Genomic DNA, 14,642 nt, shown 5'->3' on the forward strand with positions numbered 1-14,642 from the left:
TTCCCCCGCGAAGGTGGGGGCCCAGACTGGACTTCCGCCTTCGTGGGAGAACAAATCTTCCGTCGCTCACGAGGCGCGCAGAAGTCGCCAACCCACCACCACCCCGGCGAAGGCCGGGGCCCAATTGGGGGACGCCCATAACGGCAGGCAGTGCGTAGTTACTGCGACCTCTCCAATTGGACCCCGGCCTTCGCCGGGGGCGATGTGGCGTAGCGTCCGCTTAGGGAACAAGCTTAGGACAGAACCTCCTCAACCCAAGCCGGCACCAGCACCCCCGCCGCCCCGATCCGCGTCTGCTCGAAGAACACGCTCCCCATCGAAGGATCGAGGTTCAGCTCCAGCGTCCGCGCCCCATGATACGCCGCGGTCTGCACGAACCCCGCCGCCGGATACACCGCGCCTGACGTGCCGACCGACACGAACAGATCGGCCTTCGCCAGCGCGGCCTCGATCCGCTCCATCTGGTACGGCATCTCGCCGAAGAACACGATGTCCGGCCGCAACGCGGCTGAGCCGCACGTCGCGCACGTCGCCCCTCTGGCAAGCTGTCAGTCCAAGGTTCACGCGCGCCGCAGACGGCACACAAGGCCGACAACAACTCCCCGTGCATATGCAGCATCCGCGTCGCCCCAGCGCGCTCGTGCAGGTCGTCGACATTCTGCGTGACGATCAGCAGCTCCCCCTGCCAAGCCGCATCCAGCCGCGCCAACGCATGGTGTGCCGCGTTGGGCTGGACCGTCGATAGAGCTGCGCGCCGCAGATCGTAGAACCGGTGCACCAGTTCCGGATCCGCCGCGAGCGCCTCGGGCGTGCACACGTCTTCGACCCGGTGCCCCTCCCACAAGCCGCCCGGCCCGCGGAACGTCGCGATCCCGCTCTCCGCCGAGATGCCCGCGCCCGTCAGGACGACGATGTTTCTGATATCCTGCATCGGCACATTCTAGGCGGAGCAGCGCCGCGCGGAAAGCCGAAGTCGCCCTGCCGCCGCCGAAATGGCCCAACACTCACTCGTCGACGCTGCCCGTAGCATGCGACCGATTGCCCCTTCCGGCGTTGAGGTACATCGACCATATCATCATGGCCGTCTGCGAACCGATCGCCGGTGCCGTCTCGGCGCTACGCTTTGATATTGTGAAGGATTTACTGCGATGTTGACGAAAAAGCTGATGCTGCTGAGCGGTGTGGTCGCGGTCCTCGCCGGCTGTGGTCAGACGACTTCGACCGACTCGAACACCACGACTGCGAACATCGCCATGGGCAACACCAGCGCAACGGCGAGCGCGACCCCGGCTGTCAACCGCGTCCGCGGCGTGATCACCGCAATCGGCGCCGACGCGCTGACCGTCCAGACCTATGACGGCAAGTCGGCCACCGTTCCGCTCGACGCCAACACCAAGTTCGCCTGGGTGGTGAAGTCCGACCTGTCGACGCTCAAGGACGGCGACTTCATCGGTACCGCGACGACCGGTCCCGACGACGCCCTGCGCGCGGTCGAACTGGTGATCTTCCCCGAGGCGATGCGCGGCACCGGCGAGGGTCATTATCCTTGGGACGTCCCCGGCGCGGTCGCGGCGGCTGGCGGCGGCACGAGCGGGTCGAGCGCAATGACCAACGGCACCGTCGACGGGCAAAGCGCGATGACCAACGGTACGGTCGACGGCCAGAGCGCGATGACGAACGGCACGGTCGCGCAGCAGAGCGGCATGACCAACGGCACCGTAACCGGTGGCGCGGGCAAGCCCGGCGAGACCAAGCTGAGCATCTCGTACAAGGGCGGCAAGGCCCAGGTCGTCGTTCCCGTCGGTACGCCGATCGTCCGGTTCGAGCCGGCCGAGCGCACCGTCCTTGCCAAGGGCCAGAAGCTGTTCGCGATCGTCTCGACCGACTCCAAGGGCGCCAAGTCGGTCGCCGTCGGCAAGAACGGCCTGACGCCACCGATGTAATTGCACTAACATATTGAGATAACTAGGAAATGTCGGGGTGGCGCTGAGGCCATCCCGGCCTTTTCCGTTTGGTAACATCGGATGCGCGAGTGCACGTTGGTGTGACCTTGTCGTAACCTTTGGCCGTTTAGGGTCCGATCACCGGTACGACCCCGTCTTCATAAATCGCACGATCGCCGCTAAGACGCCTGCAAACCTGTATCCGTAAAGGCGCTGCATGACCGTCATCACCGAAGCCGACCTGATCGAAAGCGTCGCCGACGCGCTCCAGTTCATCAGCTACTACCACCCGATGGATTACATCCGCGCGCTCGGCGTCGCGTACGAGGCCGAGAAATCGCCCGCAGCCAAGGATGCGATCGCGCAGATCCTCACCAACAGCCGGATGTGTGCCGAGGGCCACCGCCCGATCTGCCAGGATACCGGGATCGTCACGATCTTCGTCAAATGGGGCCAGGATTGCCGTCTCGAGTCGACCCGCTCGCTCCAGGAAGTGATCGACGAAGGCGTGCGGAAAGCCTATCTCAACCCCGAGAACAAGCTGCGCGCGTCGATCCTCGCCGACCCAGCCTTCACCCGCCGCAACACGAAGGACAACACGCCGAGCGTGATGCATGTCGAGATGGTGCCCGGCAACACCGTCTCGATCGACGTCGCGGCGAAGGGCGGCGGCAGCGAGAACAAGTCGAAGTTCAAGATGATGAACCCATCCGACTCGATCGTTGACTGGGTGCTCGAGATGATCCCGCAGATGGGCGCCGGCTGGTGCCCGCCCGGCATGCTCGGGATCGGCATCGGCGGCACCGCGGAAAAGTCGATGATCCTCGCCAAGCGGTCGCTGATGGGCTCGATTGACATGGCGCAACTGAAGGCGCGGGGCCCCAAGAACGACATCGAGGCGCTGCGGATCGAGATTTACGACAAGGTCAACGCGCTTGGCATCGGCGCGCAGGGGCTGGGCGGGCTTTCGACTATTCTCGACGTGAAGATCTTCGACTGGCCGACGCACGCCGCGTCGAAGCCGGTGGCGATGATCCCGAACTGCGCCGCCACCCGCCACGCGCATTTCGTGCTCGACGGCTCGGGCCCGGTGTATCTGGAGGCGCCCAAGCTGGAGGAATGGCCCGACGTCAACTGGACGCCCGACAAGGCCGCGATCCGTGTCGATCTCGACACGCTGACGCCCGACGTCGTGCAGACCTGGAAGCACGGCGACCGCCTGCTGCTCAACGGCAAGATGCTGACCGGGCGCGATGCGGCGCACAAGCGGATCAAGGACATGCTCGAAGCGGGCGAGCCGCTGCCGGTCGATTTCAAGGGTCGCGTGATCTATTATGTCGGGCCGGTCGATCCGGTCGGCGAGGAAGTCGTCGGACCTGCGGGCCCCACCACGGCGACGCGCATGGACAAGTTCACGCGGATGATGCTCGATCAGGGCCTGCTGGCGATGGTCGGCAAGGCAGAGCGCGGCGGCGATGCCACCAAGGCGATCGCCGAGGCCAAGTCTGCGTATCTGATGGCCGTCGGCGGCGCGGCGTATCTGGTCGCGCGCGATCAAGGGATCGAAGGTCGTCGGCTTCGCGGATCTCGGGATGGAAGCGATCTACGAGTTCGAGGTCAGCGACTTCCCGGTGACGGTCGCGGTCGATTCCGCAGGCGAGAACGTCCACCAGCTCGCACCTTTGGTCTGGCGTGAGAAGATCGCTCGCGAAGGCTTGCTGACGCCGGCATGACGATGCGCGCAGACAGAAGGGGGCGGGGGCCCGTCCGGTGGGTCGTGGCCTTCCTCCTTCTGATTGCCGTAGCGGTCGTCTACGCGCCGCAGTTGCTAGCGTTTCCGTATGAGCAGCGGATCGGCACCGTCACCGTCTATGCCGAGCGTCCGATCGATCCGTGGATCAGCAGCGAACTGGCTCGCGCGGAAGGGTTGCTGCGCGCCAGTCCGATCTACACCGGCTCGCTCGATCGGTCGCTGTTCCTGACGGACGGTGGCTGGCGCTGGCGCCTTCTGGCGATCCAGTCGCCGGGTGCCTTTGCATTCCGCCGGCCCTTCAGTTCGGCGATCGTCTTCAACCGCAGCGACATCGCCGCGGATCGCGTGACGAACGGTCGTGCGATCGGCGGTATCCGGACGCTGTCCGGGGTGATCGCGCACGAGACGACGCACATCATGATCGCCAACCATCTTGGCGAAGTACGTAGCGCGATGCTCCCGACCTGGCAGCAGGAGGGGTATGCGGATCATGTTGCGCGCGAGAGCAGCCTGACGGACGCGGAGGCCGCGCGCCTTCGCAACACCGATCCGGCCGCGACGGCACTGGTATATTACGATGCCCGGCGACGGGTCGCGGCAGCGTTAGGCGCCAAGCGCGGATCGGTCGACGCGTTCTTCGTGGGCGATTGAACGAAGCCGAGGTCGGAACGCACCCCGGCTAGTCCTGTTGGTAATACGACCTTATCGGAGCTCCGTATCATGCCCAAGACCGCAATCGCCCTCGTGGCAGCCTTCACCCTCGCGACCACGGCCTCGGCCCAGACCACCGCGCCACAATCGACGTCGACTCAGGGTGGCCTGGGCAGCCTCGGGGGACTCGGCGGTCTGCTAGGGGGCGCGTTGCCGAACGTCGGATCGATCGGCGCGGGCAATGCTGCCGGCCTGCTCGGTTATTGCCTGAAGAACAATCTGCTCGGGCAAGGCAGTGCACTTGGCGCCTTAACCGGCGGGCGGAATGCAGCGTCACGAGCGGGCATCGCAAAGACCCCGGCCACCGGCGCGCAGTCGATCCTTCAGCGTCTGACCGGGCGACAGGGTGTGCAGACTTCGCCGGGCTATGCCGCGGGACAGGAAGGCGAAGTGCAGGCGCCGAACGGCCAGGCGTTTTCGCTCGACGATCTCGGCGGGCAGGTGAAGACGCGGATGTGCAGCATCGTCCTCAATCGGGCGAAGTCGTTCCTGTAGGGCGGCGGTCTTGGGCAGTCGGTGCCTCTAGGGGGCAAAGCGCCACCTGTGTACCTGAACCAGCATGTTCCCCCGCGAAGGCGGGGATCCAGACTGGGCTCTCGCCTTCGCGGGAGAACAAGGACGTGCACTGCCCCTTCGATCTGTCACAGACGGCGGCGTGCCAAACGTCCCGGAATCTCTGGATAGTTTCGGCACACAATGCCGCAAAACTTAACCGATCAAGTACGTAGCGCGGTGGAGTCTGGAACTGGCCTCACATTAGGCAGCGCGGCCCGGGCAACGGGTTTGCCCCCAAGCGCAGCACGCCAACACGCCCCGTAGTTCCCACAAACGAAAAGAGGCTGCCGGATCGTCTCACGACGAACCAACAGCCTCCTGACATGGTCAGCGGCCGGAGAGCTCCAGCCCGGAGGACCATGCGTACCGCTTATCCTGTGACACACGCGTTGACTGGGAGAGGATACTCCCCACGCATGTCGGCGGCGTTAGCGGTGCGTCCCCCGAACGAACCGAACCGAACTCACTGCTGAACCATGAGACATCGGATCACCTCCTTTCGCTTGTTGAAACAACGCGGCCAAGCCTGACCGCAACGCCAATGTGTGCCGACCGCGCCTGCGATACAAGCCTTGTTTTACGGAAGTTTTCGGTCAATCCTGTCCGACTGCCGGTTCGTCGAAGTCAGCCGCGGCAATCCTCGGTGACGCGCTCGATCTCGGCCCAGGCGGGTACCACTAGCGGCGGCAGGCCGCCCTGCTGGACGACGAACCGCCCGCGACTGAACCCCATCGCCTCCAACAAGGAATCGTTCGGAGTCAGCGCAGCGGCGACATAGGGCGGCGTGCCCCCGGTCGGCTGGACAGACACGGCGCGCGTCACGCTTGATGTGCGGATCGTCAGCGGCGTCGGCGTACTGCCCGCGCGACAGATATACTTGGCGCGCCGTAGTGTCGCACCGCACCGTCAGCGACGCGTCGGCATTGGCAGGCCCGAACAACGCGATCGAACCGCGCGCATCGCGGCGATACACCCACGTCCCCGGCGAATACGGCCAGTCGCGCCAGTCGGCAGCAATCGGTGTCGGACGCGGCGCCGGGGCAGGGGCCGGGGCCACTGTGCGCGGCGGGGGCGGCGCTTCCGCACGCGGCGGCGGCACGCAGCCCGCGATCGACGCGAGCGTCGCCAGACCGGCAAGCCGCGCCAGGACGAGAGGGCGGGCAAGCGATCGCAAGCCGACGAGGTGAGGGGACGGAGTGCGCATCGCATCGCTATGCGGCACGCCCGGCGGTCGCTCAAGTACGACGAAGCTCGCTAGCCGGGAACCGCCGCACGGTGATACCGGTTCAACGACGGAAGAAATCAGGAGAACGTCCATGTCCGATACCGCCGCCCAGACGCCGACCCAGCTGCTCGTCCAGTCGAACATCTCCGGCACGATGAAGGTCGAGAGCCGCGACGGCGACAATGTCGGCTCGGTCCACGCGTTCATGGTCCACAAGGGCACCGGCCGTGTCACCCACGCCGTGCTCAGCCTCGGCGGCTTCCTTGGCATGGGCAAGAGCTTCTACCCGCTGCCGTTTGCGCTGCTCCAGTTCGACGCGGTCCGCGACCTGTACGTCGTCACGATCGACAAGCGCGTCCTCGAAGGCGGACCAAGCTGGGCGAACAACGCGCCGGTCTTCGACCAGGCGTATGCCGACCGTGTCGCGAGCTATTACGGGTCTAGCAGCGAAGACCTCGTCGTCGGCTAAGCTCCATTTCGACCGGTGCGGGTAAGTTGCCCGCACCGGTTACGTCCGCGTTCACCGTGACCGCGAACCTCCCATCCGCATCTTCTGGCTCTTGCCGTAGCGCGTCTTCCGCGTGCCGGGTTTGCCTTCGTTGCTTCGTCCCATGACCGGCGCTTTCTGCTGGTCGACCGGCAGGCCCAGTTCCTCGTTCTCCAGCTGGCGGATCTCGTCGCGAAGGCGTCCGGCAGTCTCGAACTCGAGATCGCTCGCAGCCTTGCGCATCTGCTTCTCGAGGTCCTCGATGTACGCGCGGAGGTTATGCCCGACCATGTGCGGGCGGTCATCGTCGATCGGGATCGTCACCTGATCCTGGCTCGCGACATGCGCGATGATGTCGCCGATGTTGCGGCGGATCGTCGTCGGGGTGATGCCGTGTTCGGTGTTGTACGCGACCTGCTTCTCGCGGCGGCGCGACGTCTCGTTCATCGCGCGCTCCATCGATCCGGTTACGCGATCGGCGTACAGGATCACGCGACCGTCGACGTTGCGCGCCGCGCGGCCGATCGTCTGGATCAGTGAGGTCTCGGAGCGCAGGAAGCCCTCCTTGTCCGCATCGAGGATCGCGACCAGCCCGCATTCGGGAATGTCGAGCCCCTCGCGCAGCAGGTTGATGCCGATCAGGACGTCGTAGACGCCCAGACGGAGATCTCTGATAAGTTCGATGCGTTCCAGCGTCTCGACGTCGCTGTGCATGTAGCGGACTTTTATGCCCGCTTCGTGCATGTACTCGGTCAAATCCTCCGCCATCCGCTTGGTCAGCGTGGTGACCAGGGTGCGGTAGCCGAGCGCGGTCGTTTTGCCGACTTCGACGATCAGGTCTTGGACCTGTTCCTCGACCGGCTTGATCTCGACGGGCGGATCGATCAGCCCGGTCGGGCGGATGACCTGTTCGGCGAACACGCCGCCGGTCTGTTGCATCTCCCAACTGCCCGGCGTCGCCGAGACATAGGTCGTCGGCGGGCGCATCGCGTCCCATTCGTTGAAGCGCAGCGGCCGGTTGTCGATCGCCGAGGGCAGGCGGAAGCCGTATTCGGCGAGCGTCAGTTTGCGACGGTGATCGCCGCGCGACATGCCGTTGATCTGGCCGATCGTGACGTGGCTCTCGTCGACGAACAGCAGCGCGTTGTCCGGGAGATATTCGAACAAAGTGGGCGGCGGCTCGCCCGGCATGCGGCCGGTGAGGAAGCGCGAGTAATTCTCGATCCCCGCGCAGGACCCGGTCGCGGCGATCATCTCAAGATCGAAATTCGTCCGCTGCTCAAGCCGCTGCGCCTCCAGCAGCTTGCCCTCCAGCACCAACTCCTTCAGCCGCTCGGCGAGTTCGTGCTTGATCGCCTCGCCCGCCTGCTTGAGCGTCGGGCCGGGCGTCACGTAATGCGAGTTCGCGTACACTCGCACCGAGTTCAGCGATGCGACCTTCTTGCCGGTCAGCGGATCGAACTCGATGATCTCCTCGATATCGTCGCCGAAGAACGAGATGCGCCATGCGCTGTCCTCGTAATGCGACGGGAAGATCTCCAGCGTGTCGCCCTTCACGCGGAAATTGCCACGCTGGAACGCCGCGTCGTTGCGCTTGTACTGGAGCGCGACGAGCTTGCGCACGATCTCGCGCTGGTCGACCGTCGTGCCCTTCTTCAGGTCGAAGATCATCGCCGAATAGGTCTCGACCGAGCCGATGCCATACAGGCAGGAGACCGACGCGACGATGATGACGTCGTCGCGTTCGAGCAGCGCGCGCGTCGCCGAATGCCGCATCCGGTCGATCGACTCGTTGGTCGACGATTCCTTCTCGATGTACGTGTCCGACCGCGCGACATACGCCTCGGGCTGGTAATAATCGTAATAGCTGACGAAATATTCGACCGCGTTGTCGGGGAAGAACGACTTCATCTCGCCGTAGAGCTGCGCGGCCAGGATCTTGTTCGGCGCGAGGATCAGCGCGGGGCGCTGGACGCGGTTGATGACGCTGGCCATCGTGAAGGTCTTGCCCGAGCCGGTGACGCCGAGCAGCACCTGGTCCTTCTCGCCGTCGCCGATCGCGGAGACGAGTTCGGCGATCGCGGTGGGCTGGTCGCCCGCGGGTTCGTATTCGCTGACGAGCTTGAACCGCTTGCCGCCCTCGACCTTGTCGGGGCGCGCGGTCGGGCGGTGGGGGACGAAGCTTTCGCCGGTTTCGGGCTCGGCGAGACTGGTGCGGATCTGAATGGCCATCGAGGGGGAATATGGGGAACATGGCCTGAGTCGGCAACGGTCAGTAATCACCGCGATACCCATCTCCGTTCTCCTGCGAACGCAGGAGTCCAGGGTTACAGGGGACGCCGTTCGTAACCCTGGGCTCCTGCGTTCGCAGGAGAACCGCAGTAGGAAGGGCCGGTTTGGGCCAAGCCAAGATTAGCTGTTGTTGACCCATTCCCCCGACGCCAATAATGCGACCGTTTCGCAAGCAATCGATCCGCCAGCGCGAGTCCGCGCGGCCGAAGGAATAGACGCATGACCGCCCCGACCGTCGAAGCAACCCGCGCGCCCGCGCTGATCCCCGAGACCCCCGCGTTCCTCAACGCCAAGGTGCTGTGGGTGCGTCACTGGAACGAGCATCTGTTCAGCTTCGCGATCGAGCGGCCATCGACCTTCCGCTTCCGCTCGGGCGAGTTCGTGATGATCGGTCTTCCCCAAGAGGGCGGCAAGCCGATCATGCGCGCCTATTCGATCGCCAGTCCGCATTATTCGGAGGAGCTGGAGTTCCTGTCGATCAAGGTCGAGGACGGCCCCCTGACCTCGAAGCTCCAGTTGATCCAGCCTGGCGACGAAGTGTATCTCGGCAAGAAGCCGACGGGTACGCTGGTGCTCGACGCGCTGTTGCCGGGGAAGCGGTTGTTCATGTTCTCGACCGGCACCGGCCTCGCGCCGTTCCTCAGCCTGATGCGCGATCCTGACGTGTATGCGGCGTACGAGCAGGTGATCGTCGTGCACAGCGTGCGGCGCGTGAGCGATCTCGCCTATCATGACGAGATGGTCGGGCTGCTGGCGGAGGATCCGCTGATCGCCGACGAGGCGCAGACGCAGTTCCACTACATCCCGACCGTGACGCGCGAGCCGTTCCGCACCACGCGGCGGATCGGTGCGCTGATCGAGGATGCGTCGCTGTTCGGCCACCCGGTCCGCGGCGAGCAGAAGCTCAACCCCGAAACCGACCGGGCGATGCTGTGCGGGTCGACCGAGATGATCAAGGAATTCGCGGTGATGCTCGAGGCGCAGGGCTTCGAGGAGGGGCGAATTCGAAGCCGGGTACGTTCGTGATCGAGCGCGCGTTCGTCGGGTAATTCGAGGCCGCAACGCTGGCTGTTCCCCCGCGAAGGCGGGGGCCCAGGCCCGCATGCTCCCGGAGTTCGCCGCTACTGATTCCCTGGACCCCCGCCTTCGCGGGGGAGCAGCAAGGTTGATTGCGTCGCCTGCGTAATCCGCCGATATCCCTCCTCAATCATAAGAGGAGAGACCCATGATCGGTTACGCGACGCTCGGCACCAACGACCTCGATAGGGCGCTGACATTTTATGACGCGCTGCTGGCGACCGCCGGCGGCAAGCGGCTCATGCAGATGCCCGACGAGCGGAAGCTGACCTTCTACGGCGCGGGTGCGGACAAGCCGATGCTGGTGATCGGCAAGCCCTATGACGGCGCCGCTGCGACCGCGGGCAACGGCACGATGGTCGCGCTGGCGGCGGACTCGCGCGAGCAGGTCGATCAGGTCTACGCCAAGGCGATCGAACTGGGCGGCGCGGACGAGGGTGGTCCGGGGTCGCGCGGGCCCGAGCAGATGGGGTTTTACGGCGCGTATTTCCGTGATCCGGACGGTAACAAGCTCTGCGTTTTCAAGATGGGGTGAGGGACGGGCACGACGTCCCAGTCTTGTCCTAATCCCTTGCCTATTAACACCTCCCCGGCGGAGGCCGGGGCCCAGTTGGAAAGGTGGCAGTAACAGCGGGCCGTGCCCCGTTAGCAACGTCCCCCAACTGGACCCCGGCCTCCGCCGGGGAGGTATTGGGCGAGCGATCCCGACTACCGCAAAGCGCGAACGTCTGGCGTATCGAGGCACCGCAGCAACGCCGCTCTCGCCATTGGCGTGGTCGCCGCCGGCTTCCCATAAGCCCCAACCTCGACCGGCCGGCCGATGGCGACAGGCGCAAACCCGGTCTGTCCGGTACAGCGCATCGCTGCCGCCAGCAGTTTCGGCGGCGTATCATACCCCTCGAACGACAGCCGGAACGTCCCCCAGTGGATCGGGATCGCGTGCGCCGCGCCCAGTCGGCGATAGACCTCGACCGCATCGACCGGCCCGATATGGCTGCCTGATTCCATCTGCCCATCGACGAACCGGAACGCACCGATCGGGATCAGCGCCAGCCGGATCGGGCCGAGCGCCGCCGCTTCGACCGGCCACTTCCCGTCGCCCATCCCGGTATCGCCCGCAAAGAACACGTTCCCGCCCGGCAGCGTCACGACGAAGCTCGACCACAGCGCGCGGTTGCGATCGGTGAACCAGCGGCTGCCCCAGTGATGATTGCGCGTCACGGTGACCGCGACGCCCGGCTTGATCGCCACCCGCTGGCCCCAATCGAGCGCGGTCGCCTGCGCGCCGGTCTGGCCGATCACGCTGTCATTGCCCAAACTCGTGACGATCCGCGGCCGATCGCGCTGCCAGAGCCGCTTCAGCGTCGCCTTGTCGAGATGGTCATAATGATTATGGCTGACCAGCACGACGTCGATCTTCGGCAACGCATCGAACGCGATGCCCGGCTCGGCGACACGATTCGGCCCCGTGCCCAGCGGCCCGGCCTTCTCCGCCCAGACCGGATCGGTGAGGATGTTGAGCCCCTGCGTCTGGATCAGCACGCTCGCATGGCCGACCCACGTCACGACCATCCGCTCGCCCTCGACGCGGGCGGGCGGCGCGATGCGGTTCACTGCGACCGATTTCGGCCAGGCAGGCCGCCCATCGCTGCCGGTGAAATAGCGCCAGAAGAAGCTCGCGCGACCACCGCCGGCGGGCTGGATCTGCTGCGTGTCGGCGTCGTTGTCGGGGTTGGCGAAGTGCGCACCATCGAAATGGCCGGTCGCTGGTCCGCGGTAGTAGATGCGGTCGAGGAAGCGTGGGACGATCGTCACCGCCAGCGCGACGACCACGACCGCCAGCAGCACGACGCCTCCGACGATCTTCAACACGAGACGCACGCCATTCCCCTATCCGTTGCTGGTCCGTAACGCATCGTGTCGAGCATCGTTCAGACCGCTTGGCGCAGGCCCACAACCCCGATAGCCTCGCGCCAAAGGGGATCTCGCAAAATGCGTAAGTTTATCATTGGGCTATTGCTCGCGACCGCGCTTCCGGTCGTGGCCGAGGCGAAGACCGTCGCGGTCGAGGAACAGTCGATCGATCAGCTCCAGGCGGCTATGACGTCCAGCAAGGCGAGCAGCGTCGACCTCGTCCGCGCCTATCTCGCGCGGATTGCCGCGATGGACCGCAAGGGCCCGACTCTCCGCGCCGTTATCGCGCTCAACCCAGACGCGCTGGCGCAGGCCAAGGCGCTCGATGCCGAACGCAAGGCCGGGCGCATCCGGGGGCCGCTCCACGGCGTGCCGGTGCTGATCAAGGACAATGTCGAGACCGCCGACGCCATGCCGACGACGGCCGGCAGCCTCGCGCTGAAGGATAACCTGACCCGCCGCGACGCGCCCGTGGTCGCGCAGCTTCGCGCGGCGGGGGCGGTGATCCTCGGCAAGACCAACCTCAGCGAATGGGCGAACATCCGCTCGACGCGCTCGATGAGCGGCTGGAGCGCGGTCGGCGGGCTGGTGCGCAATCCCTACGCGCTCGACCGGACCGCGTGCGGATCGTCGAGCGGCTCCGGTGCGGCGATCGCGGCGAGCTTCGCGGCTGCGGCGATCGGTACCGAGACTGACGGCTCGGTGGTGTGTCCGTCGTCACTCAACGGGCTGGTCGGGTTGAAACCATCGCTCGGCCTCGTCAGCCGCACGCACGTCGTGCCGATCAGCCACAGCCAGGATACGCCCGGCCCGATGGCGCGCAGCGTCCGCGACGTGGCGACGATGTTTTCGGCGATGATTGGGGTTGATCGTGCGGATGCGGCGACCGCGGGGGCAGGGGCGTATAGGCGCGATTATACCGTGGCGCTGTCGACCAGCGCGCTGTCGGGCCTGCGCGTCGGTGTGATCCGGCCGGAGATGACCGCGGACCTTGCGGCGAAATACCAGGCGGCGCTTGATGTGCTCAAGGCCGCGGGGGCGGTGCTGGTCGAGGTGAAGCAGCCCAAGCTGGACGGGCTCGGCGAGGCTGAACTGCTGGTGCTCCAGACCGAGTTGAAGGCCGATCTCGACACCTATCTCGCGACCACCCCCGCGGCGGTTCGGACGCGCACGCTCGATCAGGTCATCGCGTTCAACACCGCCAACGCGGCCACGGAAATGCCGTTCTTCGCGCAGGAGACGTTCGAGGCTGCGGCGAAGACCAAGGGGTTGGGCGACCCCGCGTACAAGGCGGCGCGCGCGAAATCGTTGCGGCTGGCGGGTGCGGAGGGGATCGATGCGATGCTCAAGGCGGCAGGGGCGACGGTATTGGTCGAGCCGACCTATGGCGCGGCCTGGCTCAGCGACCCGGTGTACGGCGATCAATATGGCGGGCCCAGTTCGAGCGGGCTGCCAGCCGTTGCGGGCTATCCGAACCTGACCGTCCCGATGGGGTTGGTCCGTGGTCTGCCGGTCGGCTTGTCGTTCATCGCGACGAAGTATGGCGACGCGGCGGTGCTGGGCGCGGGGTATGCGTACGAGCAGAGGGCGAAGGCGCGGGTCGCACCGCGGTATCTTCCATCGGCAGACGTCGGTCGCGGCCTCGACGCCGCCCGCTGACCGGGTGGTTGTCCTGCTGGGTAAAACAGGACGACCTCCCACACCTGCCGTCATCCTGACGAAAGTCAGGACCCAGAGCAAAGAGCGTGGCGCCAATGGCTCTGGATCCTGACTTTCGTCAGGATGACGGGTGGGGGACTGTGCGTGTCGGAGGGGACGGGGGAAAAGGGGTCAGCCCACCCGCTTCGCGAAATTCCACTGCCAGAGCATCAGCAACGGCACGACCACCGTCTCCATACCCAGCCCGAGCACATGTCCTTGCGAGGGCACCCCTACCGCCAGCAGCGAGATCCCGCGCGATACGCCGCCGACGAAGATCAGGCCGCCGAGCAGCCGGAATCGCGGCCCCTTGCGCTCGATATCGGGGATGCAGCTTAGAAACCCCAATCCGGTCGCGAAGAAGATCCCCGAGACATACCGGAAATGGCTGTCCAGATCGCGTGGCACCTCGGCGAGATGCCCGAACGGCGCGGGACCGTGCAGCACGCCCTGGCCGCCGACGATCAGTGGCAACAGGCACGCGACTGCCACGACCGCCTGCAGGATGCGCTTCTCGATCACGACAGGTCTTTCAGCAGTTCGGGCCGAATCCGGAACGCGCGCAGCGAGATCCGCACCTCGACGATGAACGAGACGAGTGCTGCGATCAGCAGGATCATCGCCAGGATGAAGCACAAGGCCACCGCCGTGCCGAAATGCAGCTTCGCCAGTTCGGCGATGAACAGCAGCGCGATCAGCACGCAGGTCATGATCGCGCTCGACACCGCAAGGAACAGCGCGGCGTTGATGATCGTCATCCGGCGGTCGAGCAGGCGCAGTTCCCAGACGTAGCGATGATGGTCGGGTCCGGCGATGCTGCCGTGCAGCAGTTCCAGTTTGCGCGCCCGGTCGATCACCCGCGACAGGCGTCCGGCCAGAACGTTGAGCAACTGACCGATGCCGGCGAGCATGAACACCGGCGCGAGCGAGAGCTGGATCGTCTGGGCGATCGTCGAAATGGCGGGGATCGTCGGCATGACCGTCACC

Annotated in this window: 12 protein-coding genes and 3 pseudogenes; 9 read left to right on the forward strand and 6 right to left on the reverse strand. The window is 65.6% G+C overall.

Annotated elements, in window-relative coordinates; all coding sequences use genetic code 11:
• Positions 1–233 precede the first annotated feature (233 nt).
• Positions 234–844: pseudogene (locus tag QP181_RS17730) on the reverse strand (Sir2 family NAD-dependent protein deacetylase).
• Between the two features lie 304 nt (positions 845–1,148).
• Between QP181_RS17730 and QP181_RS17735 the strand changes: the two are divergent.
• From QP181_RS17735 to QP181_RS17750, 4 genes and pseudogenes are all read left to right on the forward strand, one after another.
• Positions 1,149–1,943 carry a hypothetical protein gene (locus QP181_RS17735; RefSeq protein ID WP_333929336.1) on the forward strand — a complete coding sequence of 265 codons (795 nt, stop codon included), beginning with the start codon at positions 1,149–1,151 and terminating at the stop codon, positions 1,941–1,943.
• Between the two features lie 217 nt (positions 1,944–2,160).
• A pseudogene (locus QP181_RS17740) lies at positions 2,161–3,676 on the forward strand (fumarate hydratase).
• A gap of 44 nt (positions 3,677–3,720) precedes the next feature.
• Positions 3,721–4,347 carry a hypothetical protein gene (locus QP181_RS17745; protein ID WP_333929337.1) on the forward strand — a complete coding sequence of 209 codons (627 nt, stop codon included), beginning with the start codon at positions 3,721–3,723 and terminating at the stop codon, positions 4,345–4,347.
• 69 nt (positions 4,348–4,416) lie between these two features.
• Positions 4,417–4,902, forward strand: coding sequence for a DUF2501 domain-containing protein (locus tag QP181_RS17750; protein ID WP_333929338.1), 486 nt, complete (start codon positions 4,417–4,419; stop codon positions 4,900–4,902).
• A 684-nt stretch (positions 4,903–5,586) separates the two neighbouring features.
• On the opposite strand, the gene QP181_RS17755 is transcribed toward QP181_RS17750, so the two are convergent.
• Positions 5,587–5,784 (reverse strand): hypothetical protein, encoded by a 198-nt coding sequence (locus QP181_RS17755; protein WP_333929339.1) that lies wholly within the window; start codon positions 5,782–5,784, stop codon positions 5,587–5,589.
• A 68-nt stretch (positions 5,785–5,852) separates the two neighbouring features.
• On the opposite strand from QP181_RS17755, the gene QP181_RS17760 reads away from it, so the two are divergent.
• Both QP181_RS17760 and QP181_RS17765 read left to right on the forward strand, forming a co-directional pair.
• Entirely contained in the window at positions 5,853–6,149 is a 297-nt protein-coding gene (locus QP181_RS17760; protein ID WP_333929340.1) for a hypothetical protein, read from the forward strand.
• A gap of 129 nt (positions 6,150–6,278) precedes the next feature.
• Entirely contained in the window at positions 6,279–6,656 is a 378-nt protein-coding gene (locus tag QP181_RS17765; protein WP_056065550.1) for a PRC-barrel domain-containing protein, read from the forward strand.
• A 51-nt stretch (positions 6,657–6,707) separates the two neighbouring features.
• Here the strand turns inward: QP181_RS17765 and uvrB are convergent, their stop codons facing one another.
• Positions 6,708–8,906 carry an excinuclease ABC subunit UvrB gene (uvrB, locus tag QP181_RS17770; RefSeq protein ID WP_333929341.1) on the reverse strand — a complete coding sequence of 733 codons (2,199 nt, stop codon included), beginning with the start codon at positions 8,904–8,906 and terminating at the stop codon, positions 6,708–6,710.
• A gap of 279 nt (positions 8,907–9,185) precedes the next feature.
• Between uvrB and QP181_RS17775 the strand changes: the two are divergent.
• Positions 9,186–10,015, forward strand: a pseudogene (locus QP181_RS17775) (ferredoxin--NADP reductase).
• A gap of 176 nt (positions 10,016–10,191) precedes the next feature.
• Positions 10,192–10,578 (forward strand): VOC family protein, encoded by a 387-nt coding sequence (locus QP181_RS17780; RefSeq protein WP_333929342.1) that lies wholly within the window; start codon positions 10,192–10,194, stop codon positions 10,576–10,578.
• Between the two features lie 173 nt (positions 10,579–10,751).
• On the opposite strand, the gene QP181_RS17785 is transcribed toward QP181_RS17780, so the two are convergent.
• A complete protein-coding gene (locus QP181_RS17785) occupies positions 10,752–11,915 on the reverse strand; it encodes an MBL fold metallo-hydrolase (protein ID WP_333929677.1) in 1,164 nt (387 codons plus the stop codon).
• A 120-nt stretch (positions 11,916–12,035) separates the two neighbouring features.
• Here QP181_RS17785 and QP181_RS17790 point away from each other — a divergent pair, with 120 nt between their 5' ends.
• Complete coding sequence (locus tag QP181_RS17790) at positions 12,036–13,616, forward strand: amidase (protein WP_333929343.1); 1,581 nt, start codon at positions 12,036–12,038, stop codon at positions 13,614–13,616.
• A gap of 171 nt (positions 13,617–13,787) precedes the next feature.
• Here the strand turns inward: QP181_RS17790 and QP181_RS17795 are convergent, their stop codons facing one another.
• Complete coding sequence (locus QP181_RS17795; protein ID WP_333929344.1) at positions 13,788–14,177, reverse strand: DUF4345 domain-containing protein; 390 nt, start codon at positions 14,175–14,177, stop codon at positions 13,788–13,790.
• Positions 14,174–14,632 carry a DUF2721 domain-containing protein gene (locus QP181_RS17800; protein ID WP_132737485.1) on the reverse strand — a complete coding sequence of 153 codons (459 nt, stop codon included), beginning with the start codon at positions 14,630–14,632 and terminating at the stop codon, positions 14,174–14,176. The genes QP181_RS17795 and QP181_RS17800 overlap by 4 nt, the downstream gene beginning before the upstream one ends.
• Between the last annotated feature and the right edge of the window lie 10 nt (positions 14,633–14,642).

The sequence above is a fragment of the Sphingomonas sp. LR55 genome (assembly GCF_036856015.1).
Classification (GTDB): Bacteria; Pseudomonadota; Alphaproteobacteria; order Sphingomonadales; family Sphingomonadaceae; genus Sphingomonas.